Below are 25,507 nucleotides of genomic sequence, written 5' to 3'. Positions count from 1 at the left end.
ACTTACCAGCTTGTGTCTTTAAAAGGAGAACCTACTTTGTTACTACAAATGATTTATGATAAACTATTCCTTGAATTAATGCCTCTAGCCAATATACTCCTGCATTTAAAGATGATACATCAAAGGAAAATTTACCATCGTTATACCTGGTAAACAAAGCATCAATGTTATTTCCTAAAACATTTCTTAATTTGAAAATCGGAGCCTCTACATTTAACAACTCTGATTCAATCATAACATAAGAAGATGCAGGGTTGGGAAATACTATTAAATCCTTGATGGATGCTGGATTATTATTGTTCAATACCAATGGATCTGTAATTGTAATAGTAAATGAAAACTCAACATTTTCAGTACCATTTGAAGCTTTTACTTTTACTACATCTGATTTAGTGACAGTATAATCGTATGGATTCAGCACAAACAGCTTATTATTACTGATTCCAAAATTGGCATTATCCGTTATTGTAAAAGTAGCTCCGGGTAAACTAGTGCTTAACTCTCCTACCACCCCCACAGTATATCCTTCAATACTTGAATTGCTTAGAGATATTGAATATACCTCCTCCTGGACAGTAATAGCATTAAGAACTCCTACTGACAAAGAATCACCGGCATTTACTTTAATGTTAATTATTCCTGAAGCATCAGGAGCCACATTATTCCAGGTCAGGAATGAAGCTTTATCAGGTGAATAAAACTGACTTTTCAAATTATCCTGAACAGTAACATCAACCAAACAAGATGTACAATTGGCTAAATACTTTCCATTCGATAAAGTTTTAACCGTATATTTTTTAGATGTATTAAGTCCGGATAATTGAATGACTCCCGTCTCTGTTAGTTTAGAACTAAGAAAGTTCTTTAATACTATATCCGGTACAACTCCTGAATTATCACCTGTAACTTTTCCTTCCGCTGTTCCTGAACTGTAAGTAAACCCCTCCGTAGCGGATTTAAAAACGGTTATGTTTACTGGTGAAGTTGTTTTTCCGTCTTTGCAAATTAAAGGCTTGGAATTAGTGAATTTTGTAGCAGTTGAATTAGCAAACCTAAGAAGGTTGAACAAATTACCTTTAGTCGAATAAGTTTGTGTTAAACCTGTTGCTGTATGAACCAGATGTATCTGAACGATCTTATCATCATAAGGTGTTTCAGGAACGTCTGTAAAGCTGATAGTATATATTTCATCATAAAATCCAACAGAATTAGTTGCGCGTACAACAACCTTTATTTCTTTATTGATTTCATAATCATATGGGTTTACCAAAACCAGCAAACTATCATTCTGAATAATAAAGTTCTGATTATCCACGATTGAATAAGTTGCTTTTGGATAAGCATTATCCTCAAGCTTTCCGACAATACCAGTGGTATTCTCTTCAAACACAGTGTTACCTGTAAGAAGGATATTATTGGCAGTGCGGGGAATATTATTTTCAGGAATAAAGATACTTTTTAAGGGTGTCCAGCTCGATACTTCAGGAATGTTCTCATATCTCACCTGATAGTAATATTTATTGCCCGGAATCGCTTTTTTGTCTGTATAAGAAGTAATAGGTGCTCCAGAATATATATCAGTAAATTCACCACCTTCTCTTTTTCTTCTTATCCTAACAATCTTTTCATTGGTTGCAAAATCATTCCAGCTTAGATTAACATAAATACCTGCTAAAGAAACTTCAAAATTCATGGGCTCTGTAGGAGGTTGAGCAATGTCAGTTCTCCTTATCTGGTCCATGTAATTGTATATATTCCCTAACGGCGGAAAAGACGCTGGATCAGGATAAAGAGAATTGTTTGGAAAGTCTGGCTGTAAGGCCTGTTTAGTGCCTCCATTATAGACATAATTCCAGATATCATGATTTGAGCCTGAAAAAATAGTTACTCTAGTATCTGCATCTCTGCCTGGTTGATTGAGTGCTGAGCTATAATTAGAAGTAGCATTTCCCCTTGCATCATCATATCTTGTCATAGCCCAGAGAGCTGTTTTATTAAGCTCTCCCCAACTTGGACATACGCTTGAATTTACTCTCGGTGCTAATGCTATGATAGCTGCAACTGGCATCTTACCATCCACTTCCACTCTCATAGGCGCATCCGGAGCTCCATTAGAAATTCCTGTTGTGAATATTCTGCTTCTGTCTATTCTTGAATCACTGTAAATATTTTCATTTATCCATTTAAAGGTTTCGCCTCTCGTAACCGGATCCCAGCTATTCTTTGCTATTGGACAAACTATAATGTAATTAAATTCTTTTTTATTATTAACATCCTTCATTGGGCCAAAGGACCATATTTTTGATGAAGTTCCTGTTTCTCCAGCCATTTCACCAAGTCCACCAAACTGCACTATGACTGGCCATTTTAACTCCGGATTAGTATAATATTTTTCCGGATAATAAACTCCAATATAGATTAGATTGCTGGTACCATAGTTGATCACCTTTAGTCTTAGATTGGTTGTATCATTATACCCACTATATCCAACCCTTACTGGAATGGCTATAACAGAAATAGTGAATGTTTTCTGAAAGGTATTTGTTCCGTCATTTGCTTCAATGATAATACTATAACTCGACTTCCTTTTATATGTAAAAACCTCTCTACCAAAGAGCGAATCATTACGGATCATAAAGCTATTGTTATCCGTCCCTCCTGTTGCCAATGAGAAAGTATGTGTATCCTTTGAATCAGCATCAGTGGCTGCTAGTTTTCCAACAAAAACACCTGGAAAATTAAGTTCTGTAATACTAGTCGAGCTTAGTGTTATATTTGTTGGTGCAGCATTAATATCTTTAGAAAATATAATCCTCTCCTTACAACTGCCATTAAACCTAAAGCAGATTAAAAAGATAAAAGTCAAAATGAATTTTAAAATATTAACATAAGTATTCATAAACTTTAAAAGTTAAATTTTTGCAAACAATGAAATCAATTTGGAGGAATATAATAGTGCTTGGCACTCCTTTCTACAATAGACAGAAAAACATGAATTATAAGCAGCTCATATGTAAAATAATTCTGTAAGAAAATCTGTACGATACCAGATATCCTATAAAAATAATATTTATTCTAAAACCATTAAATTCTAATACTCTCAACAGTATCAGAACTAAAATCAGTTAAATAATTAAAGTTCTGACACTATACTATATTATAGCACTATATTCTTTCACTTAAAAACTTATTTCAGGACTCCACCTCTTCCCAGCAAATACCATTTACTATCTTTCAGAAACTTTGATTGACCGTCTTCCTTTTTAAATTCCTCGTATTCAGGCTTTACAAGTACTTTGCCTGTATTATCCAAAACTCCCCATTTGCTGCCCTTCCTGGCTGCCACCATATTGTTTCCGGCTAAAGCTAATTCATCATACTTATATTCAGGTTCATTTTTTAATGCAGTATTAAATAGTCCGAATGCTTTACCTGAATTCACTGCAAACAAAGTTCCTCCAAGTGGTAAAATTTTAGTTGCTTTTGCCGGAAGCAGCTCTTCTCCCTTTTCATTTATAAGACCGAACTTTTGTTTTTGGCCGAATATCGCTGGCCAGTCTGCCAATAAAGGCTCTTCTTTCCTATTACTCAGATAATCAAACACAGGCTCTGTTACAACTTCTCCGCTTGTTTTATATAAGCCATAGGATCCGTTCTTTTTCACCTTAAATAAAGGGGAAGCGTAAATAACAAAATCATAAACAGGCGCTAGAACTTCTTTGCCTGTCTGATCATACACACCTGTTAAACCATTCTGAGTAACTTTAAAAATGAGCCTTACAGAACAATAGTCGAACTCTACATTGTCAAATTTTGCAGGGACAATATTCTTACCTTTCGTATCAATAATTCCCCATTTACCATTTTGCTTAACTTTAAAGAAACCACGATACAGCTCACCCGCCTCTTCAAATTCACCTGGGAATGATTGAGATTTGGATGGAATATTAAAAAAAGAAACTTTGTCATCCTTATAAACTCTGGTAAATGAAACACTGTCAGCAACGCTTACCGAATCAAAACCAGTCTCAAGCATCCTTACTAATTGAGAAGTATATAAGAAGAATTTATCTTTTGGAGCAATTGCGAAATAATCGTATGATAAATTTCTTTGAACCTTTGCATATTGAGGCTTTTGAATAAACTTACCTGTAAAATCTATTATTCCATATAATCCACCTGACTTCACAACTGCCTTCCTGTTTTTAAATGGATATGCCTCTTCAAAAGCAGGCGCAATATATACTTTTCCTAATCTATTGGAATAGCCCCATTTTCCACCTGACTTTACTGGAATATATCCATCCCCCAATTCACCAATTTCTTCATAATGAAGTGGCAATACTTCTTTTCCAGTAATAGCAGTAAGTCCATATTTTCCTCCTTTTTTAACTACAAGCAAGTCTTCATCTAATGGATAGATGGTATCATATTCAGCCTGAAGGAGAATTTTACCTAATTCACTGAATAAGCCCCAATGATTGTTTTGTTTGTATAGAATTGTGTGCTGTGCAATCTTTTTAACTTTGGAAATTTGTGCAGGAATAAGATAGCCACAATTCACATGATTTATTACTCCAAACAATTCTGTTTGCTGCACCAGTGTGGCATTTTCTGAAAGCACTTGTGCAATTTTAAACTGAGGTTTACATATAGTATTACCTTTTTCCTCGCCTACGAGTCCCCAAAGGTTGTCCTTTTTTACCCAGCTCAAATCAGTGTCTGCAATGGGGTTAATTTCTGAATATTGAAATTCAATCAATACTTTTCCCCTTTCGTCAACAAGTCCCCACATACCATCTTTCTTAGCCCATGCTTTCCCGCTTCTGAAATTAGACATCATTTCATATTGTGGAGGTATCAATACATTGCCATCACAATCAATTACCCCATATACCAAGCCCTTCATTACAATTGCTTTATTGTCTCTGAATGGAGAAACCTTAGTATAAATAGGAGTTATTCTCCATTCGCCGAAAAGAGTAACAAAGCCATATTGTTTGTTTTCACTTTTCCTGGGAATAAGATCTTCAGGACAGTTGCTACCCTTTTGAGCCATAGCAGCATTGAAAGCTATAGAAACAAAAAGGATAAGGATTATTTTATTCAGCATTTTCATATCAATTTCATTTACCGGGCTTTGCTTGTGTAAGGATTATCCTTTATTCGAAAGCGCCAGGGTTTAAGTGCATCTTCTTTAGCATAAGCCACACCCACTCTTGGACTGGCGATTATATCATTCTTTTTAACAATCACCCCTCTATCCTCTACCCAGATTTCACTTCCAGATAAATCGGTTTCATTATGCTTGGCAGAAATTCCCAGAGCTACTGACAAAGCGCCTGGGCCAGCGGTGAGTTCTGGTTTCAGTTTGGATTTCTTCCTTCGTTCAAGCATTGTTTCAATACCTTCAGAAGGCTCTACCGCCCTTATAAGCACTGCATGAGGAATTTCAGTTTTATTCGTAATAATATTGAATAAGAAATGAATTCCGTAACACATATAGACATACGCAATGCCTCCTTCCTTATAAAACGGTTCTGTTCGTTTGGTTTTCCTGTTGCCATATGCATGAGAAGCCCTATCTTCAGCCCCCAGATATGCTTCTGTTTCCACAATCATACCTGAAGTCAGCTTTCCATTTATACAGGTTATCAGGTATTTCCCAAGCAATTCTTTACTGATAGCTATTACATCTTCCCTTGTATAAAAAGCTTTATCCAGCTTCATTATTTTACAGGGAAAAATAAATAAGCAACCGCAATAGCTGCTATAACCCCACATAGATCTGCAATCAAACCCGCAGGGATTGAATATCTCGTTTTCTTAATTCCAACGGATCCGAAATAAACTGCAACTATAAAGAAGGTTGTGTCTGCTGCTCCCTGAAAGATACATGCTAAACGTCCTGCAAAGGTATCGGCCTTCCCATTTGCCATAGCATCGATCATCATTGCTCTTGCTCCACTTCCGCTTAGTGGTTTCATCAAAGCAGTTGGTAATGCAGGCACCCAACTGGTATCCAGTCCTGTTAATCCAACGAGATAAGTTAATCCACCAACAAGATAATCCATGGCTCCACTAGCCCTGAATACAGCAATACCTACAAGAATACCCACCAAATATGGAATAATTCTTATCACTACATCAAACCCTTCTTTCGCACCTTCAACAAATGCTTCAAATACATTTATTTTTCGCCTGAAACCAAGAAAGATAAAAGAAGCGATTATTGCGAAAAGAATAAAATTACTGACAAGGGAAGATATGGGCCCTATTCTGTCAGGAGGTAATGTTGCAAAATACCAAACTACTCCTACAATAATAGCTATCAAACCACCTAGATAAGCCATGACAACTTTATCAAATAAATTGATTTTCTGATAAATGGCTACTGTAATCAAGCCAGCAAGTGTACTACAGAATGTAGCAATCAATATCGGAATAAATACATCTGAAGAATCCGCAGCCCCAGCCTGAAAACGGAAGGTCATAATGGAAACAGGTATCAGTGTAAGACCAGATGTATTAAGCACTAGAAACATTATCTGCGGATTAAATGCTGTATCCTTAGTCGGATTCAGTTCCTGCATAGACTCCATCGCCTTTAGACCAATGGGAGTAGCGGCATTATCAAGACCAAGCATGTTTGCGCTAAAGTTCATCATAATAAGGCCAACAGAAGGATGATCTTTGGGTAGATCAGGAAACAATTTATGAAAAAACGGACCAATTAATTTCGCGAGAATATTAATCATTCCAGACTTTTCCGCAATTTTCATTAACCCCATCCAAAGAGTAAGAATCCCTATTAATGCAAATGATATGTCCACAACTGAACTTTTAGCCATATCAAAGGCCGCTTTCATAATTTCAGGGAAAATTTCCAGACCTCCGTATTGAGGATACCCCAAATAATAAAGACCCAGCCTGACGATTGCGATCACAAATGAGATCAGAAAAAATGCTATCCAGATGTAGTTTAGAACCATTAATTTTAAAGTTTAATCAGCTTAAAGCACAAAGCTTAAAGCTTAAAGTAATTAGAATAGTTATTACTATTAGTTTTTAAAAATCTAAAATATAAAAAGGCTGGCAGATACTAAAAAACAAAAGCAAAAAGCTGAATAAAAACTTTCAACTTTTTGCTTCCATATACTGTTAACTTTAAGCTTTCTGCTTTAAGCTAATCTAATGCTTCTCGCACTTTCCCAGACTTCAAACTTATCGAGTTCATCTTTAAATCCATCCAACAACCAAAGGACTACTGCAATATCATCAACTGCTCCCAATACTGGTATTTTATCCGAGATAAAATCGATGTTGAAATAGAAATAAGAGAAAACCAAGCCTACCTGGATGAGCAGAAAAGGGGAAACATTTCTATATTCTCCCTTAAAAACAGCTTTTAACATTCTTTTCGCAAGGCCGGCTTCACGCCCAATCACCTCAAATTTAAACCTTTTGGCTTCCGGATCATAAAATTTCTCCACCACTTCTTTTAACGCATCTGCATGTGCACCTTTAGTAAAAGAAGTTCCAAAAGATATCAGTTTTTTTATCCATTCTGTCTTGATTTCATCAAGATCAATAGGTCCCTTACCTCCGTTGCTTTCAAATCCTTTCATACCCTGACTTTTTAATCAAAACATAAGTCCGGGTTTACTTAGTTCTGATTTAATACATGTACTCCCAGGCAGTTTTGTAAGCGCTTATTGATTCTGTATAGTCAAGAAAACCTCTGTAAAAGGGATGTCCTGAAAGTGTACCACTTTCCCCTATTACAACCAGTTTCTTTTTTGCTCTTGTCATAGCAACATTCATTCTACGGATATCATTTAAAAAGCCTATTTCACCTCTGGAGTTTGACCTTACCAGGCTTATATAAACGATATCCCTTTCCTGTCCCTGAAAACCATCTACCGTATTGATTGAGATCTGCTTTTTAAAACTATCTTCAAATTCAGTAGCTATAAGTAATTCTTTTAGAAAATTTACTTGAGCTTTATAAGGAGAAATCAAGGCTATTTTCAGTTTTTCATCCATCATTACCTGCTGACCGATTTTTTCCACAAGAGTAGTGAAATGTTTCAAAAGCAACTGAGCTTCTTCAGGATTTAAAGTACTGGAAGTTTCCGGTTCTAACTTTTCTTCAAATCCGCACCCTGCAGTATCAATAAATTCAACCGGGGCAGTAAAATCCGGATCACCATTCAAAAGTCTGTCTTTTACTGAAGCATGAGCTATCAGTTTATCATAATAAAACTGTACAGAAGAGAACTTCATAATTTTCTCATTCATTCTGTACTGAGTATCCAGCATTACATCAGCCTTTTGACGCTGGATACATTTTTCAAACAAAGTTACAGAAAGCCCCCCCTTTGCTGCTTCTATAGATTTGACTGTAGGTGGCAACTGGCAATGATCGCCTGCAAAAACTACCCTACCTGCCTTGGTAATCGGTATCCAGGAAGCTGGCTCCAAAGCCTGAGCTGCCTCATCAATAAAAACAGTTTCAAACTCTCTGTCTTTTAATAAATAAGATGCAGCCCCAACAAGTGTACAGGTAAATACACGTGCTCTGCTTAAAATATCCTGAGTGATATAATTCTCAATAGCTTCTGCCTCCTGCTGCAATTTCCTTGACTCATCGAGAATAATTCGCCTCTGGTTTCTTTCTTCCTTCCCAAAATTTCTTTTATACTTCAATGCCATATTGCGATACTCAATGGCACGTTTTTTTAATTCCTTTATCTGCTTAAAGTCCTTATGATTGGAAATCTGCACGTCGAGAGTATGTGCCAGCAAGCTTTCACTCACTCTTGAAGGATGGCCGAGTCTGACAACTTTAACACCTTTTTCATCCAGTTTCTCAGTAAGCAAATCAACAGCAGTATTGCTGGGAGCACAAACAAGCACCTGTTCCTCTTCAGCAAGTACCTGTTTTATGGCCTCTACAAGTGTTGTTGTTTTACCTGTCCCCGGAGGTCCATGTATGATTGCAACATCTTTTGCAAAAACAACATTTTCTATGGCCTTTCTTTGCGAATCATTCAATGAAGGCTCAAGACTCAGTGTTTTCTTCTCACGAAAACCTGCTTTTTCTTTTCCAAGTAATACTTCTCTTAACTGTGCAAGCCTGTTGTGTTTAGCTTTCATAACCCTTTGCAGGGTGTTTTCCATTTCTTTGTAACTCGTCTCATCAAACAACAAGTCAAGCCCCAGTTTGCCGCGGTCAAACCAGTCAGGAAGTTCATCAACAAAAAGAGTAAGTTTGATATTGTCTGGCCGAACAGAAGTTACAACTCCAGCAAGTTTACTTTCAGGTTCTTCATCCTGATTATTGGTAAATACAGCAGCTACCCGGCCTGACTGAAACTGGTGTGAAATTTCTTTAAAGGAAGGTCTTTCAATCTCCAGAATAAGTCTGTCCCCTACGCCATAATAAGATTCTTTTACTACTATCGGATACCAGGTTAATCCTTGAGCCCTTCTCTCTGGTATGGATGCATTCAGCATCTTTGACTCATAAAGTTTCCTATCCTCTTCCTGCTCAACCTTCAATATCTCCAGAAGCTCCTGAAGCTCTTCTCTGGAATCTTTTTCTGACATTAATTTATTCTGATAAATAAGTGATTACAATAGGCTTATAACTTAAGACAAATAAAATTGCTATAAGTTCAATTAATAATTCTGATATCTTTTGCTGAATTTAGGACAAGGAATCGTTCTTCCTCTTTTTTTAATTTTCCTTTTATCATAAGGAATTTCCCATTCATAGATAAGTGAGATTTCATGGGCACCATAACTATTCCCCAGGGAAAGCTTTGAAATAGGAAGGTCAAAGCTGTAAGCGAAGCTTATTCCGTTAAAGTGAATTCCGGCCATAAGAATAAATGACTCGTTATTGAGCAGACCTGAAGCATAGTTTTTTACAGGAATTCCTCTATACCACAGTCCGAACATTACAGGGTCATAGGTCAGATAAGCGCCAAGGTCAAGTTGGTCAAATGCTCCCTGAGACTTGTAATTAAAAGTTGGAGTAAAACTCCTTTCAGGCATATTTCTGGTTCCATTCCAGCTTTTTAAAAAAAACTTATACCCTGAATGAAGAGAAAATTTTATTGGAAGTTTAACATCAGGTAATCCGTCCACCGACTGATTAGGCCTGTTGAGATGAAATCCAGCTATTCCTAACCAGAAATGATCATCATAAAACAAACCGCCAGCAGATGCATCCAGAAAATTCAGTCTGGAACCGGTGAAAGCGTCAGCTGTAGCACCTCCGGTCAATCCGCTATTGTCCAACTGATCCCCGAAGACAAAGCTTGCATAGTCAATAGTCCTGTTGGTATACCCAAGTTCAATCCCTGGTCTGAAGGTCCAACGGTTGCTCAGCCAAACTTCGTAGGAATAAAACAGATTAATATCAGTAGAAACTAGTGCACCATTACTTCCTTGCTTATCCCTTTTAACTAAGAGGCCCACTCCACTTCTGTAAGATTCGATATTATGATCCAGAGAGGCTGCATAAGTAATAAATGAAGCACCGGTTCCGGGCCATTGATTTCTATAGTTTAGTATAGCTCTGGAATTTTCTGCTGTACCGGCAAAAGCAGGATTTAAATATAAAGGAGCATTATAATACTGGGAAAACTGAGGATCCTGAGCAAAAGCGGAATTTGTAATAATCAAACTCCCAAGTATTAGAAAAAAGTAAAAGCTTTTAAACATAGAAGTACTGCAAAAGTATAAAAATTAACGAAACCTGCGCAGTAACTAATATTAGAATTCTATATTTAAAAGCTTTTTTTATTTAGGTAGTCAATATTAATGATGGTGCCCACCTGGACCATGCACGTGCCCATGATCAAGTTCTTCAGCAGTAGCCTCTCTTACTTCCACTACTTTTCCTTGGAATTCAAGATTTAGGCCAGCAAGTGGGTGATTAAAATCTATAGTAAGCTCATTTTGATTTACGGCTAAAACTTTGCCTCTCAGAAAATTACCATCAGCATCAGACATCGGCACAAAAGTACCAACCTGAAATTTAGATTCGTCAAATTCTCCATCGATTTTAAATATTTCCTTGGAAAGGTTAACAACCGCTTCTTCTTCAAAATCTCCATAGGCTTCCTCTGAAGTGATAACAAATTTAAATTCAGAACCACTTGAAAGACCATCCAAACCTTCTTCAAACTTTTCGGGTAAGCCACTGCTGCCGAAAAGAAACACCATTGGTTCCTGAGCATTTACTTTTTCAGAAACTTCCACATTACCTTCCCGGTCTTTTGCCTGAAGATCGTAGGCTACAGCCACTACTTTGTTTTTTTCAATTTTCATTATTTTGACTTTCTATAAATATCTGAAGCAATAATTACAAATTCTGAAACACCGCTTTAATTAATTATGTATATAAAGAGAAATATGCGGTGTAAGGTTTAAGAATAGTTGTGAATAAATTTATTCATTCCTCTGCAGATTAAATAAATTTCATGACAAAAAAGAATTATGTTTGATATATTTTAAAAGAAGGCCAAGTGACAAACTGGGAAATTGAAGAAAAACATTTGATACTCAAATACAACTGGAAAATCTCCAGAAGCGAATCTGTTACCAAGAACAATTTTTTTCTGAAGATTTCGGATGGTACAAATTCGGGATTGGGGGAAGTGGCTCCTAATATAAGATATGGAGAAACACCCCAACTGGTTAAAGATCAATTTGATTTTTTCTTAAAAAATGGAGCATCAGGGATTAAAAGTTTGGATGATTTACAAAATTTACTAAATTTCACACAAATTTGTAATTCTTTGAGATTTGGGATTGAATCAGCTTACATTCACTATCTCAGTAAAATACAAAATTTACCTGTTTATTCATTTCTCGGGTTGGACGAACCTAAGAATATTTTTACAGCATACACGCTTCCGATAATGCAAATTGGTGAAATTCAATCATTTTACGAAAAACATCAATTAGAGAGATTTAAATATCTTAAGTTAAAGATAAACTCAGAAAACGGATTCGACCTATTGAAAGAGGTACGTAAGCTTTCTAGCCAATCGATCATGATTGACGCAAACGAGAGCTGGCAGAATGTTGAAGAACTTATAAAATTTCTTGAAAAAATAAAAAAAGATAATATTGTCTTTGTTGAACAACCTCTTCCATATAACTTTGAAGAGGAGTATAAATATCTTAAGCAAAATTGCACTTTTGATATTTTTGCTGACGAATCAATAACTGACAAAGCCGATTTCAAAAAATTAACTGAACAATTTCATGGGATAAACATGAAGTTGATGAAATCCGGCGGCTATTTGAATGGCATTAGACTTTTGAAAGATGCAAAAAAACATGGACTAAAAACCATGATTGGTTGTATGGTGGAAACAAGTTTGGGTATTTCTTCCGCCATGAACCTTTGCAGCCTTACAGATTACAACGATCTTGATGGTTTTTTTGTAATTGATAATGAACCATTTAATCTAATAACAGAAAAAAAAGGACAGCTTTTTTATAGTAAAACTTAAATTTTTAGGTAGGTATGGCCAAGACCAAATCAAAAGAGACAAAAAAAAGCAGTAAACCTGCAGCTAAAAAATCTAAAGAAACAACTCAAAAGGCGGCTAAAAAGTCGGCTGTAAAAAAAGTGGTTTCTAAGAAAGCAGCAGTTAAAAAGACTGTAGCCAAAAAAGCTGCGGTAAAAAAGACTGTTGTGAAAGCGGTTGCTAAAAAAACAGTAGCTAAAAAAGCAGTTGTGAAAGCAGTTGCCAAAAAAGCAGTTATAACTAAAAAAGCAGCTGGTAAAAAGACTTTACCTCCAAAAGCTGCAGCTAAAAAAACTGCAGACAAGAAGGTTGAAGTTAAAAAAACTGCGACTAAACCGGCAACCAAAGCTGCCGTGGTTTCAAAAAACATAGCGCCTAAACCTAATAAAGAAGTTAAAGTTACTAAACAAGAAGTTAAAGCTTCCAAATCTGCAGAAAAGAAAGTGAGTAAGACTGCAGTGCCGGTAAAAAAAGCAGAACCGGCTCCTAAAACTACTCCTAAAAAAACCGAAGTCAAAGCTTCTGCTCCGACAGAGCCAGTGAAAGCTGCCCCTAAGCCGGAAATCAAAAAAGAACCTTTGATTCCAAGAAAACCAGACATTTACATACCTCATTTGGAAGACAATTTCGATACTTCCAATAGGGCAATACCAGATATAGATTTGAATACCGACAAAAAAATAGAACTCAAAAAAGAGTTGCTTAACAAGTGCATTGAAATGCAAAGCAACATCGTGCAGACTGCCAAAAAAGCTATGGATGATGCACAGGAAAGTGCCAATGAAGAAGAAGGTGCTTCGGGAGAGGAGAGATTTGAAGGCTTTAGAGAGACAATGCAGATCACAAGAGATATGTATGCCAGACAGCTACAGGAAGGCATCAACAGCCTTTCTTTACTAAAAAGAATTTTCCTGAATCCACAGGAAAGCATTGGGCTTGGATCGGTTGTTTACACTGAACTCCAAAATTATTTCATAAGTGTAAGTCTTGGGGAAACAAAGCTAGCAGAAAAAAATAGTTTCATCGCAATCTCAACCATGACTCCCCTATACCACGCTATGGCTGGTAAAAAGAAAGGCGATAAATTTGTATTCAGAGATAAAGAGTATACTATTCTTGAAACGTTTTAATGAGCAAAAAGCTGAAAGCGCAAAGCCTAAAGTATATAAAAAAAGTCCCTCAATGAGGGACTTTTTTGCTTTAAGCGCTTTATGCCTTCATCTTTTTCACTTCGTTGCCGAAGCATTCTGTTCAAAAGCGTTTTTAATATCATCAAACCCAACCTGTGCCTCAAACTTGGTAATCATCTCTAATTTTTCATCAAATAAATATAAAGATGGATACCCGATGGCATCAAATTGACGGTAAAAATCGTCCTTTGAATCGTGAAGTACTGTTATCTGAGGAAACTGAGCTAGCTTATACAGATTATGAAATTGTTTTACCTGTTCAAGACTATTGGGACTTATCATTAAAATTTCAACATTCTGAAAATAATTAATGTTGTTCAAAATCTCAGTTGTTTCCTCCTGGCATAAATCACACAAAGGGTTAAAATAGACGATCATTATTTTCTTGTTTTGCGGAATATCTTTGTTCGTATATTTTTTCCCATCAAGCCTTACATAATTAATTTCCGGTATTTTATCTCCTCCTGTATTTTCTCTTACTATCAATTCTGCTTTGGTTACTATGTCATTTCCCATACTAAAGCTTGTCAGGCCAACCAACAAAAAGCAGATTATACATTTAAATTTCACTCCCATATCATTTATCAAGTTACCCGAAAATATAACATGACCATTTCAATGGTTGTTATCATCCCCTTTAGACTTCAACAAAGACAAGGGTTTTGAGGTTGAATAGATAAAACAAAAGATGAAGAGGCAAAAAATCACAATATTTTTACTGATCATTTTTTCCTTGATAACAACCTCCGGATACTTGGTTGGATGCAATGAAAGTAAAAATCCTGTATACCCTGGAAGAAAATTACTTGGCAAAACTTCTCTGTCTCTTGATACAACTGTTATTACAACACCAGGAATAGGTTATACCAAAGGTGACGTCTATAAGTTTTTCTTCGGAGAGCATTACAGAAAAATCTGGGCCACTCCTGTAGAAGTTCCTATTATAGATCTTGAAAATACCCATGGAGGTCTTGCTTTTTCCAAAACAGGTGGGAACATGCAGACTATTAGTATTCGCTTAAAAAGCGCTGAAGGCAAAAGATTTGTTTTGAGAGGAATAGACAAAGACCCTACCAAAATTTTACCTACAATATTGAAGATCCATCCAATAAAAGGTTTATTACAGGATCAGATATCTGCGATGAACCCTTATGGTCCACTTGCCATTCCGGGTCTTGCCAATGCCGCCGGTATCTTTCACACAAACCCTATACTGGTATATGTTCCGGACGAGAAAGATACTGAAGAATTTCTCGATGGATTAAAAGGCAAGCTTGCCATGCTCGAAGAATTCCCTGATGAGGAATGGGCCAATACTAAGCTATTTGGATTTGCGTCCGATATCATTTCCACAGAGGACATGCTGAGTGAAAGATTTAAAAATCAAAATTCAAAAATAGATCCCAAAGCTTATGCAAGATGCCGACTGTTTGACCTGCTGGTCGGAGACTGGGACAGACACTCCGATCAATGGAAATGGGCAGTTTTTGAAGATAGCATAGGAAAAGTTTTTAAACCTATCCCAAGAGATAGAGACATGGTCTTTTTTCAGTTTAATGACGGATTGGTATTAAAACTGGCAGTTGCAATTAATTCGAAACTACAATCATACGATTACGATATTCAAAGTATCAAAGGCATGGGAAAAAACAGCAAATATATTGACAGGCTTGTTCTCCCTGAGCTTACTGAGGAGGATTGGAAAATACTAATCAAAGATCTTCAGACGAATATAACAGACTCTGTAATTGAAAAGTCTATCAGAACCTGGCCTCTGCCTGTATTCAACCAAATTGGCCCCTCAACAATTGATAAACTCAAATACAGGAGAGATCATCTTTCTAAAACAGGAATTGAATTTTATAAAATGATCCAACAAGAACCAATTATTGCAGGAACAGACAAGGATGACCTCTTTAAAATAATAAGGCAAAAAAATACAACTGAAGTTACAGTGTATGACAATGACGAAAAAAATATATTATATAAAAAAATATTTGACAATCATCTTACTAATAAAATAACACTGTATGGTCTGAGAGGAGAAGATGAATTCATTATAGAGGGGAAAGCAAGGAAAGGTATACTAATAAATGTATACGGAGGAGAAGCCTATGATAAAATAATAGATCACTCTGAATTGAAAGGCATTTTAAAGAAAACCAGGGTGTATGAATATGGCGTTAATCGTTATGAAGGTACTACACAAATAGAAGTATTCGGAACTGACCCCTTGCATCATTATTTTGAAAGGACTGGGAGACGTGAATAGAAGAGAGAGAGCCTTTAATACAAAATTTTCAGATAATTTGGCCATCCAGATTAAGAAAGAAGTCAGATCTCTACCTTCCCTCAATCAACTCTTTTATAAACACTTATTACACTTTCGGGTAGTAATTAAATTATCCAGATACATTAACAGAAAAGCTAATGAACGCCTATAAATACTTGAGAAAAATATAGGGTGTAAGTATCATAATATTCGAACAATATTTCATTTGACCAACTAAAGCTATGTTCAAAGTAAAATCAAAACACAAAGTCACTTTCAATGAAATGAAAAGACTTGGGGATATTATAAATGGCACTGAAGCAAAAGCTGAAGAGGTACTTTACACAAACCCTGAAAAACTAAAAGGAAGAGAAGGGTACAATCCGGACTTCCTTGAAGATTGGACGATAGACCTACCCAAGGCAACTGGAATAAAGGCCAATGATATGTTAAAATTAAAAGATATTGATGATGTAGAATTGAAATATACTCACTTCTCCATTATCATGTCTCGTTCCCGCAAAATGTCAATGATTACCGGTGTTAATATTGATGGTAATCAATCTCAAAAAATAGGACGATCGGACAAATGGTATCTGGACAGCAGAATTGAAACAGATCAGCAATTGGGAAATGAGCTTTATCAAAACAACAGGTTTGACAGAGGTCACATGGTAAGAAGAGAAGACCCTGTATGGGGGGATGATGCAGCTACTGCAAACCTGGATACTTTTCACTATACCAATGCTTGTCCTCAGATTGATGTGTTTAACCAACATACCTGGCTGGGATTGGAAAACTACATTCTTCAAAATGCCAGAGTATATCAGATGAAAGTATCCGTTTTCACGGGTCCATTTTTCACAAACAATGATATTACATACAAGGACGCAAGAATACCAGGGGCTTATTGGAAGGTAATAGCTTTTCTTAAGGAAGATGGCACACCTTCTGCTACAGCCTATAAGATAAGTCAGGAAAAAGAACTATCTGATATGGAATTTATTTATGGCCCTTATAAAACCTATCAAGTCAGTATCAGAGAAGTGATGATGGATACCAATTTAGATTTTGAAGCATTGGAACAATATGACGGATTTTCTCATCATGAAATCACATCATCTATAAGTAATTTTAAGAGAGAGATAAGAAATTTCAATGATATTATGTTGTAAACATAAAGTTGAAAGCTTAAAGTCATTATTGCTGCTATAAACAAAAAAGGAGGATGTAACTGCCTCCTTTTTTGTTTGTAGTTTCCTGGTCCAAACCTTAAACCTGGATTAAGCGATTAAAAAATATCAGTTATAATCAACCTAATAGAAGTTATAATAAACTTTTCAAAGCACCTATACTCGTTCAAAACGTCATAGGTTGGCCCTACCATTAATCAAGTGTCCGCTTGACTATAAGATCTGTTTATTAATAAGCATCTCTGCCGAAAATTCTCTTTTATCTTTGTTTACTTTAAACTTTCACTCTGAGTGTCACTAAGAAATTTCTACCCGGAGCATTAATACCTGAAGCAAAAATTCTATAATTCCTATCAAGTAAATTCTCTACAGAAACCTGTAACTGAAGATACCTATTCACTTCAATAGCAGTTCTGAGGTTAAGTGTATACCAGGAAGGCATACCATCTGCAGTGGCCTGAGCAATATTGTCTTCGCCTACCAAATTGTAGTTCTTTATCCTTTTCCATCCGTTATACAAAACAAAGAACTCTCCTCTGAACCTCTTTAGTTTAACATTAACCGAACTTCTTCCAAATACAGGAGGAATATGATCGAGAGGATAATCTGAAGAGTCTGTTTTAACTCTTCCATATGTATAATTAAAAGTATTAGACAATCCTACATTTTTAATGATCTCAGCATAAAGCGTAATATTGCCGCCGTAAACATATGCTTTTCCTGCATTAACGCTTGTTTGCACTCTGCTCATTTTGCCATCATATAGAATAGAGTCCTGTCCATTGAACCTACCAAATTTTGTTGTTATAGCATTGGTATACCAAGTATAATAGGCTGTCCCTTCCAAATGAATTCTATTGAATAATGATTTTGCTATGCTCAACTCCGCGTTATATGTGTATTCTGGCTTTAAGCTTGGATTGGGCACAATGACATTACCTGGCACAGATTCAAATACCTTACTAAGATCATCTACATTCGGGGAACGAAAGCCGGTTGAGCCATATGCTGATAATTTCCAAGATTTTTCAGGAAGAAAAACTAGTCCAATATTTCCATTTAAAGCTCCATTCGTTTGTTTGATGTCGGAATATGGAAACGGAAAAAAGGTCTTTTCTCCAAAGTTAGCTTTCAATTCTACATTACTATACCTTACACCTTCAGACAAGATAAGTTTTTTATTAAGCTCCATGCTATGTGTGAGATATCCTGCAACTGTTCTCATGGAAGAACCTCCATTTGGGTATCTTGTATCAAGAGAATTTCTTTCACCTGTTATTACACTCTCACCATATGCTGAAGACCCTACTTTATTATAATTTACTTCCAAGCCATAACGGAATTCATTCTTCTTCAACGCCTTTTCCAGATCAACATTTAATGAATAGATGTTCAGCTTTTCTATCCTGCTATTTCTAAATTCCCTATTAAATCTTCTGTCATAACGGCTTTCTTCAATATTCTGATAAGCAAGTATAACTCTGGCTTTGTCATAAAAAGCTGTCTTCTCATTCAAGTCCAGGTGATACGATCCCAACAATCTCTTCTGCGGGCCATAAAACCATTCAGCATAAGCAGGTTTATCGTTAAACTGTGCCAGCCTATCATAGCGTGGAATATCTGAACTAGTTGAATACTGAAAATTTAATGTATGAGTCACTCGAGAAGAAGGTGAGAACAATATCTTTTGTAAAAAGTCATACTGCTTGTATCCCGACTGCTTTTGAATATTAGGATTACTATTATTCAAAACAGAGTCTTTACCTCCTATCCTTTCTACATAAAAATCCCTTTTACCAAAATCCTTATATGCTGCTCTTCTGCTTCCTCCCTGCCTCAAATCATCAAAATCGGAATATGTAAAACTTGTAAATGAAGCAATTTTATTAAATCCTATATTTAAATCTATATGTCCTGTTTTTTCAGAATTTGCAGTTGAATATCTGGTATAGGCATTAGCGCTGGCGAAGGTTTTTCCTTTGGCACCTGACAAAACAGGTCTTTTGGTATAAAAACTCATAACGCCACCTAATGCATCACTCCCATAAATAACAGATCCCGGACCAAACAATAACTCTGTTCTTTCAAGAACACTGTTATCAAGGGTTATCACATTTTGCAAATGCCCTCCCCTGTACACAGCGTTATTCATCCTGATACCATCAACAACCATTAATACTTTATTTGCTTCAAACCCTCTCATGATAGGACTTCCTCCCCCCATCTGGCTTCTTTGTACAAATACATTTCCAGTATTCTGAAGAACATCTGCTGTAGTCTCTTGACTGGCGAACTGCATTTCACCGGAATTTATAACTTGTATCTGCCTTGGAATATCCTTTCTACTTTCTTCAAACTTACTACCAGAAACCACGATTCCATCCATCAGTCCTGTTTCTTCAGATAAAAATACTTTAAAGTCTGAGGCATTCAGATCCTTAAAACTGGTAATATAAACTTTATATCCCACTAATTGGAACAGAATACTATCCGAATGTTCAAACTGAGAGATATCTGCCTGACCTTTTGAATTGGAGGTAGTATAAACCTGTTTTTGATGATCACTTATAAAAACACCTTCTAGTGGTGTTTGACTAATACGATCATTAATAGTTACTTTCTGCGCATTTAATCCAGAACAAATCAAGAAAAAATATACAACAAAACTTAACCCTCTATAGGTATTTCTTTTAACAAAGATCATTGCTTTGATATTTAGAAGATTTTAAATAGATAAAAAAATGAAAATCTGTCTTTTGTAATACTACCAATCCCTCAATTGGCGTACTATCAGATAAATCTATAAAATCATAGGCACTCTAAAAATAATTTTAGAAGTGCCTATAATTAAATTATACTAAAGGAGTTATTTCTTAATAACCTTTACAGATTCAGAACTTCCATCCTTATATTTAACAGTAACTGCATAAACTCCAGCAGAGAACTCTTTTCCAAATTCAACAGCTTTACCTTTCTCTACTTCACTTTGAGTGAAAGTGATATGGCCGGCAATATCAGTAACAATTATTTGTGCCACTGCTCTACCAGGCTTCAGAGTAAACACCTCTTCAGAAGGGTTTGGTGAGATCACCAAAGTTCCAGTTTCTTCTGCATATTCATCAACTCTAAGCGTAGAGCAAACAGTTATATTTTTGCAATACTGCTTATAGTAAGGAGCTCCGCTGTAATTAACACCAACACAGAACTGTCCACCAGTAAAGCTAGAGCCATAAAGGACATTTACTTTATATGGTTGACCGCTTACAGGTGTTATACTCTGAACAGAAGTATTGGCATACCAGTTATAAGCTGTCGCTCCGGTTGTATTAGCAGAATTAAGTTCAAGTTGTGCTGAACCATTAACAGTACCGCAATCCGGACCAATAATATCAGCTGTGCTAGTTCCGCTTACAGTTATATTGATAAGTGCCGAAGTCGTGCTAGCGCTTGAATTATCGTAAGCAATCGCTTTAAGAGTATAAGTTCCGGCAGCAACACTCGTCCAGCTGTAGCTATATGGAGATGTCAAATCTTCACCAAGTTTCGTAGTACCTTGATAAAACTCCACTTTTGAAATACTACCGTCACTATCTGAAGCACTGGCATCGATAGTTACACTTGCAGGTGCTGTAAATGTAGCATTATTCAATGGCGCTGTAATACTTACAGTTGGTGCGACATTCCCACCAGAAACAGTAATATTGATCAAAGAAGACGTTGTACTTGCTGAAGCATTATCATAAGCTATCGCTTTAAGTGTATAAGTTCCAGCTGCAACACTCGCCCAGCTATAGCTATATGGAGATGTTAAATCTTCACCCAGCTTTGTAGTTCCCTGATAGAATTCAACCTTTGCAATACTTCCGTCACTGTCTACAGCATTTGCATTGATAGTTACCGAAGCAGGAGCTGTAAACGTTGCATTGTTCAATGGAGAAGTAATACTCACTGTCGGTGCAACATTTCCTGAAGAAACTGTAATATTGATCAACGATGAAGTCGTACTTGCAGAAGCATTATCATAAGCGATTGCTTTAAGCGTATAACTTCCGGCTGCAACACTCGTCCAGCTGTAGCTATATGGAGATGTCAAATCTTCACCAAGTTTTGTAGTACCTTGATAAAACTCCACTTTTGAAATACTACCGTCACTATCTGAAGCAATGGCATCGATAGTTACACTTGCTGGGGCTGTAAATGTAGCATTATTCAATGGGGCTGTAATACTTACAGTTGGCGCTACATTTCCTCCAGAAACAGTAATATTGATCAACGAAGATGTAGTGCTTAAAGAAGAATTATCATAAGCAATAGCTTTAAGTGTATAAGAACCTGCTGCTACATTTGTCCAGCTATAGCTATATGGAGATGTTAAATCTTCACCCAGCTTTGTAGTTCCCTGATAGAATTCAACCTTTGCAATACTTCCGTCACTGTCTGCAGCATTTGCATTGATAGTTACCGAAGCAGGAGCTGTAAACGTAGCATTATTCAATGGAGCTGTAATGCTTACTGTCGGAGGAACTCCCGGCACTACTCTGAACAGACTGGCTGCAGGGATAAGCTGTCTGGCAATTCCTACACTTTCATAGTAAACATTTAATGATTCACCACCTCCAAGCTCAAAATAGTTTACTGTAATTGCATGTTTACCAGCCTTCAGGCCAATCATTCCTGTTGCAGGGTTACCAGCACCATGTAATCCGTCATTATCAACAACGAGTTCATTTCCTATATATAACCTGCTTCCATCATCTGAGTCAGTATAAAATACGTAAACTCCATCTGTAGGAACACTTATATAGCCTTTAAAGCTAAATCCGAAATTATCATCAATATTTCTCGGACTAAGGTCATAGTTTGCTATAGTTCCTGTTTCAACCGCGGTCATCGAGCTGAAATCAGGGAGACTTCCCCATCCGCCTTCATAATAGTAATAATCCAAACCTGACTGAGTACTTGCGGGATTTTCAGGATTTCTAAGAGAAAGATCAACCACTTGAACAGCGGATGCCTGAGACGCTCCTATTACTCCAAGATTATCAGTTGCTGCTGCAACAATGTGAAAACTGCTTTGGGCAACATTGGAAAGCGTAATTGTATACGGACTTGTAAGGTCTTCTCCAATCTTCACTCCATTTTTATAAAACTCAACTTTTGCAATAGAGCCGTCAGGATCTGTGGCAGTCGCAGTAAAAGTTATGTTGGATCCTGTCACGAAGATCGCCTTAGGACCGGGAGTCATTGTTACCACAGGAATTTTATTGGTAAAATCCATTGGAGAAAGCCTGCTTGCAGGAATTGGTCTTTCAAATTCCCCGGTCGGCAATTGCCAGCCATAAGATAAATTATCGTCTACAGTACTTTCTTTTAGCAAGGCCTCAATATAATATTTCTGGCCAGCCACAAGATTAATAGTGGCAGATTCCTGAGTCGGGTATCTAAACCAATCTCTTAGTCCTGTTGATTTTTCGGCATAAGCAATTCTTACTTTAGTTGCCGGACTTTCGCTAGAGCTTAACCATAGTTCAGTGCTTTCATCGCCTCCAATCCAGAATTTATATGCACCGGTATAAGGAGCACAGATATAACCTCTTTGACGTACACCAAAATTGTTATCCTGATTTACAACCTCTTCTATTGAAGTCACATTGGTTTGCGATGTAGGAGTTGTAGCTACGGGGATCTGATCTACCGATTGACCTTCAACTGATGCCCAGAATTCTCTTGTTATTGAACCAGTTCCTGTACAGGCAACGGCATCCGGATTTCTGAAAAGCTCAGTTGCTGGTATCACTTGTTTGGTGACTCCAGGGCCGGAATAACTGATTGATAGACCAATTGAAGGCTGATTATTGAAGTAATAAACAGTGATAGCATGTTTACCAGCTTTTAATCCAAGACTTCCTGATTTCTCTGTAGCTGCATGTTCTCCATCGTTGTTCACAATAAGCGTCTTTCCTATAAACAACTGGCTTCCGTCATCAGATGAAGTATAGAATGTATATTGACCATCTGTTGGAACATTCACGTAACCTGTATACACAAAACCGATCTGACCGTCTTTGTTTCTTGGAGTAAGATCAAAGTTAGTCACAGAACCAGTTTTTACAGTTGCAAGAGAATTGAAGTTAGGCATAAAACTCCATGTACCTTCATAGTATTTATAAGAAAGTCCATTTACAGATAAAGACGGATTTTCCGGTTCTCTTAATACAGGTGCTTTTCCATATAAAGAAGACCTCCAAACGCCTCTGCCTCTAAATGCAACGTATATCTCAGAATTCTGAGTACCATCATTAAACATCATAAAATCATTAATATCTGCAATAGTCGGAAGACCCGCAGAATAGTTTAACCACGATGACATGCCTGAATTTCTATAGTAGACAGCTTTAGCTGTTCCTATATAAACTGACTCATCGGTGCTGAAAGCATCATGATGAATTTTATAAATATTTACCAATGGCAATGAACCTGTTATCTCCGTCCAGCTGGCAGCTCTGTCTGCAGATCTGAAAACACGGCTTCCGCAGCTCATATACACGATATTAGTATTGCTTTTTATAACTGCAACACTTGCCATTACATTTACAGGTGCGGGTGTATTATAAGTAACAAAAGTTGGTGAAGCTGCCTGTGCATTGTCGCTTCTTCTTATTTTACCATCTGCGGTTACCACATACAACACATTCGCATCTGTCGGAGACAGTGCTAATGCTTTAACACTTCCAAAAGTTGTTGAATTAATTTTTGTCCAGCTTGGTGAAGACCCCAGTGTTGTTGTCCTGTAAACGTCATTCTGTGCGATGAAAGCAAGATTTGGGTTTAATGCCGTAAATTCCATTTCAACGTCATTTCCGCTTTGATTTGAAGAGAACGGAAAATCAAGAGATGAAGAATTCCCTGTTGAAAGTGTTTTCCTTGAGCCATTTCCGTTATGGGAATAGACTTCATCCCAACTGTAATAACCGAAAGAAAAACGATCTCCATTATCTCCACCACCAATAGTTACCCATTGTTTACCGTTAAATGTAGCTTCCCCATTATCCTGAGTTCCTACATCAAGGATTGCTCTTTTAATCGGACTGGCAGCAGCATGGTATATTTCAAACCCTGCAAGACCATCACTTTTTTGTGTCCAGCCCCAACCGCCATCTGTGCTTACCCAAATTCCACCGTCATTGGCATTATACAGCTTGGTAGCATCAAATGGAGAAAACACAATATGGTGCATATCAGTGTGTACTTTATTGGCCCACTCACTCTTCTGTACCCATGTTACACCTCCATCTGTTGACTTCCATACGCAATGTCCCACAACATAAAGGGTATTGCTATTCAGGGGATCTACTGTAATATCATAGTTATAATTGCGCTGTCCTCCACTGTTTGGACCATACCCATTCAGGTTTGGAGGACCTGCTGGTTTGATTACAGAAAAAGATGAACCGCTGTTAGTTGATTTTAAAATAGGGGTTTCTTCCTGTAAATACGGAACGTCATTCGTTTCCAAGTGTTCCCCTACAAAGGTTAGATAGACTATATTCGGGTTAGATGGGCTCACCCCTATCCTTCCTCCATTAATAATACCGGTAGTTGTAGGTAATGAAACCTGAGTCCAAGAGTCTCCCATATTGGTGGAAATCCAAAACTCATTGTTTGTTACAGCATAAATGGTTGTAGAACCTGTCCCTGGTTTAAAAATCATGTCCTTAAACTCACCACCACTTTTCTTAACAGTCCAAGAAGCACCTGCATTGGTGGACTTGTAGATTCCACTATTTGTAGCAGCAATCAGAACATTGTTATCAGATGGAGACATTAATATCTCTACCGCCAAGTTAGTGCCAAGACCACTGGTACTGCTAGTCCATGTCTGTCCACCGTCTATACTTTTATAAATTCCAAGACTTGTGCCATAATAGTTTGGATCACCTGTACCAATATACATGGTTCTTGGATTCGTATAGTCTATGCACACACTTGCGACTTGACTAAAAGGTAAATTGTCCGTGCCCGTTGGTGACCAATTAGCCCCTTCATCTTTGCTTATAAAGAGTCCTCCATTAGCAGTGACGCCATATAGAATCTTCGGATCCGTAGGGTGAAATTTTAATTGAGTAGTCCTTTCAATTCCGTTGATCTGCCCCATTCTGTTCAGTGGGAATTCATAACCAACAGGTTCCCATTTCTGGGCCCTTATAGTAAAGGGATAAGCGCTTAACAGTAAAATTATTAATGCAAATCGTATTAATGGTTTCATTATTGTCTTTTTAAATTTTGGGAATAAAGAAA

The 25,507-nt window shown here is 36.9% G+C and carries 15 protein-coding genes; 4 read left to right on the top strand and 11 right to left on the bottom strand.

All coding sequences use genetic code 11. The features are described 5' to 3' along the window. Positions 1 to 31 precede the first annotated feature (31 nt). The 8 genes from J7604_RS09305 to J7604_RS09270 all read right to left on the bottom strand — a co-directional run bounded on the left by J7604_RS09305 (position 32) and on the right by J7604_RS09270 (position 11,343). Positions 32 to 2,899 carry a T9SS type A sorting domain-containing protein gene (locus J7604_RS09305; protein ID WP_293894560.1) on the bottom strand — a complete coding sequence of 956 codons (2,868 nt, stop codon included), beginning with the start codon at positions 2,897 to 2,899 and terminating at the stop codon, positions 32 to 34. A gap of 288 nt (positions 2,900 to 3,187) precedes the next feature. Further along, positions 3,188 to 5,113, bottom strand: coding sequence for a WG repeat-containing protein (locus J7604_RS09300; protein ID WP_293894557.1), 1,926 nt, complete (start codon positions 5,111 to 5,113; stop codon positions 3,188 to 3,190). A gap of 17 nt (positions 5,114 to 5,130) precedes the next feature. Beyond that, positions 5,131 to 5,730 (bottom strand): DNA-3-methyladenine glycosylase, encoded by a 600-nt coding sequence (locus tag J7604_RS09295; RefSeq protein WP_293894554.1) that lies wholly within the window; start codon positions 5,728 to 5,730, stop codon positions 5,131 to 5,133. Beyond that, positions 5,730 to 6,992, bottom strand: a complete 1,263-nt coding sequence (locus tag J7604_RS09290) for a nucleoside recognition domain-containing protein (protein ID WP_293894552.1) — start codon at positions 6,990 to 6,992, stop codon at positions 5,730 to 5,732. The genes J7604_RS09295 and J7604_RS09290 overlap by 1 nt, the downstream gene beginning before the upstream one ends. A 189-nt stretch (positions 6,993 to 7,181) precedes the next feature. Beyond that, complete coding sequence (locus tag J7604_RS09285) at positions 7,182 to 7,628, bottom strand: DUF1232 domain-containing protein (RefSeq protein WP_293894549.1); 447 nt, start codon at positions 7,626 to 7,628, stop codon at positions 7,182 to 7,184. 49 nt (positions 7,629 to 7,677) lie between these two features. Continuing rightward, on the bottom strand, positions 7,678 to 9,612 hold the full coding sequence (locus J7604_RS09280; RefSeq protein WP_293894546.1) for an AAA domain-containing protein: 1,935 nt from the start codon (positions 9,610 to 9,612) through the stop codon (positions 7,678 to 7,680). 72 nt (positions 9,613 to 9,684) lie between these two features. Further along, complete coding sequence (locus tag J7604_RS09275; protein WP_293894543.1) at positions 9,685 to 10,734, bottom strand: type IX secretion system membrane protein PorP/SprF; 1,050 nt, start codon at positions 10,732 to 10,734, stop codon at positions 9,685 to 9,687. A 96-nt stretch (positions 10,735 to 10,830) separates the two neighbouring features. Further along, positions 10,831 to 11,343: an FKBP-type peptidyl-prolyl cis-trans isomerase gene (locus tag J7604_RS09270; RefSeq protein ID WP_293894540.1), complete on the bottom strand. Its 513-nt coding sequence runs from the start codon at positions 11,341 to 11,343 to the stop codon at positions 10,831 to 10,833. Between the two features lie 329 nt (positions 11,344 to 11,672). On the opposite strand from J7604_RS09270, the gene J7604_RS09265 reads away from it, so the two are divergent. Further along, entirely contained in the window at positions 11,673 to 12,536 is an 864-nt protein-coding gene (locus tag J7604_RS09265) for an enolase C-terminal domain-like protein (RefSeq protein WP_293894535.1), read from the top strand. Between the two features lie 14 nt (positions 12,537 to 12,550). Next, a complete protein-coding gene (locus tag J7604_RS09260; protein ID WP_293894532.1) occupies positions 12,551 to 13,684 on the top strand; it encodes a hypothetical protein in 1,134 nt (377 codons plus the stop codon). Between the two features lie 96 nt (positions 13,685 to 13,780). On the opposite strand, the gene J7604_RS09255 is transcribed toward J7604_RS09260, so the two are convergent. Next, the gene (locus J7604_RS09255) at positions 13,781 to 14,260 is read right to left on the bottom strand and encodes a peroxiredoxin (protein ID WP_293894529.1); all 480 of its coding nucleotides are present in this window, start codon (positions 14,258 to 14,260) and stop codon (positions 13,781 to 13,783) included. 172 nt (positions 14,261 to 14,432) lie between these two features. Here J7604_RS09255 and J7604_RS09250 point away from each other — a divergent pair, with 172 nt between their 5' ends. Both J7604_RS09250 and J7604_RS09245 read left to right on the top strand, forming a co-directional pair. Next, positions 14,433 to 16,016, top strand: coding sequence for a hypothetical protein (locus J7604_RS09250; RefSeq protein ID WP_293894526.1), 1,584 nt, complete (start codon positions 14,433 to 14,435; stop codon positions 16,014 to 16,016). Between the two features lie 242 nt (positions 16,017 to 16,258). Then, positions 16,259 to 17,191: a DNA/RNA non-specific endonuclease gene (locus tag J7604_RS09245; protein WP_293894523.1), complete on the top strand. Its 933-nt coding sequence runs from the start codon at positions 16,259 to 16,261 to the stop codon at positions 17,189 to 17,191. A 292-nt stretch (positions 17,192 to 17,483) separates the two neighbouring features. On the opposite strand, the gene J7604_RS09240 is transcribed toward J7604_RS09245, so the two are convergent. Beyond that, the gene (locus J7604_RS09240) at positions 17,484 to 19,913 is read right to left on the bottom strand and encodes a TonB-dependent siderophore receptor (protein ID WP_293894520.1); all 2,430 of its coding nucleotides are present in this window, start codon (positions 19,911 to 19,913) and stop codon (positions 17,484 to 17,486) included. Positions 19,914 to 20,075: 162 nt separating this feature from the next. Beyond that, positions 20,076 to 25,475, bottom strand: coding sequence for an Ig-like domain-containing protein (locus J7604_RS09235; protein ID WP_293894517.1), 5,400 nt, complete (start codon positions 25,473 to 25,475; stop codon positions 20,076 to 20,078). Between the last annotated feature and the right edge of the window lie 32 nt (positions 25,476 to 25,507).

The organism is Sporocytophaga sp. (genome assembly GCF_017745095.1).
Classification (GTDB): domain Bacteria; phylum Bacteroidota; class Bacteroidia; order Cytophagales; family Cytophagaceae; genus Sporocytophaga.
This window is presented reverse-complemented; position numbering and strand designations above follow the sequence as displayed.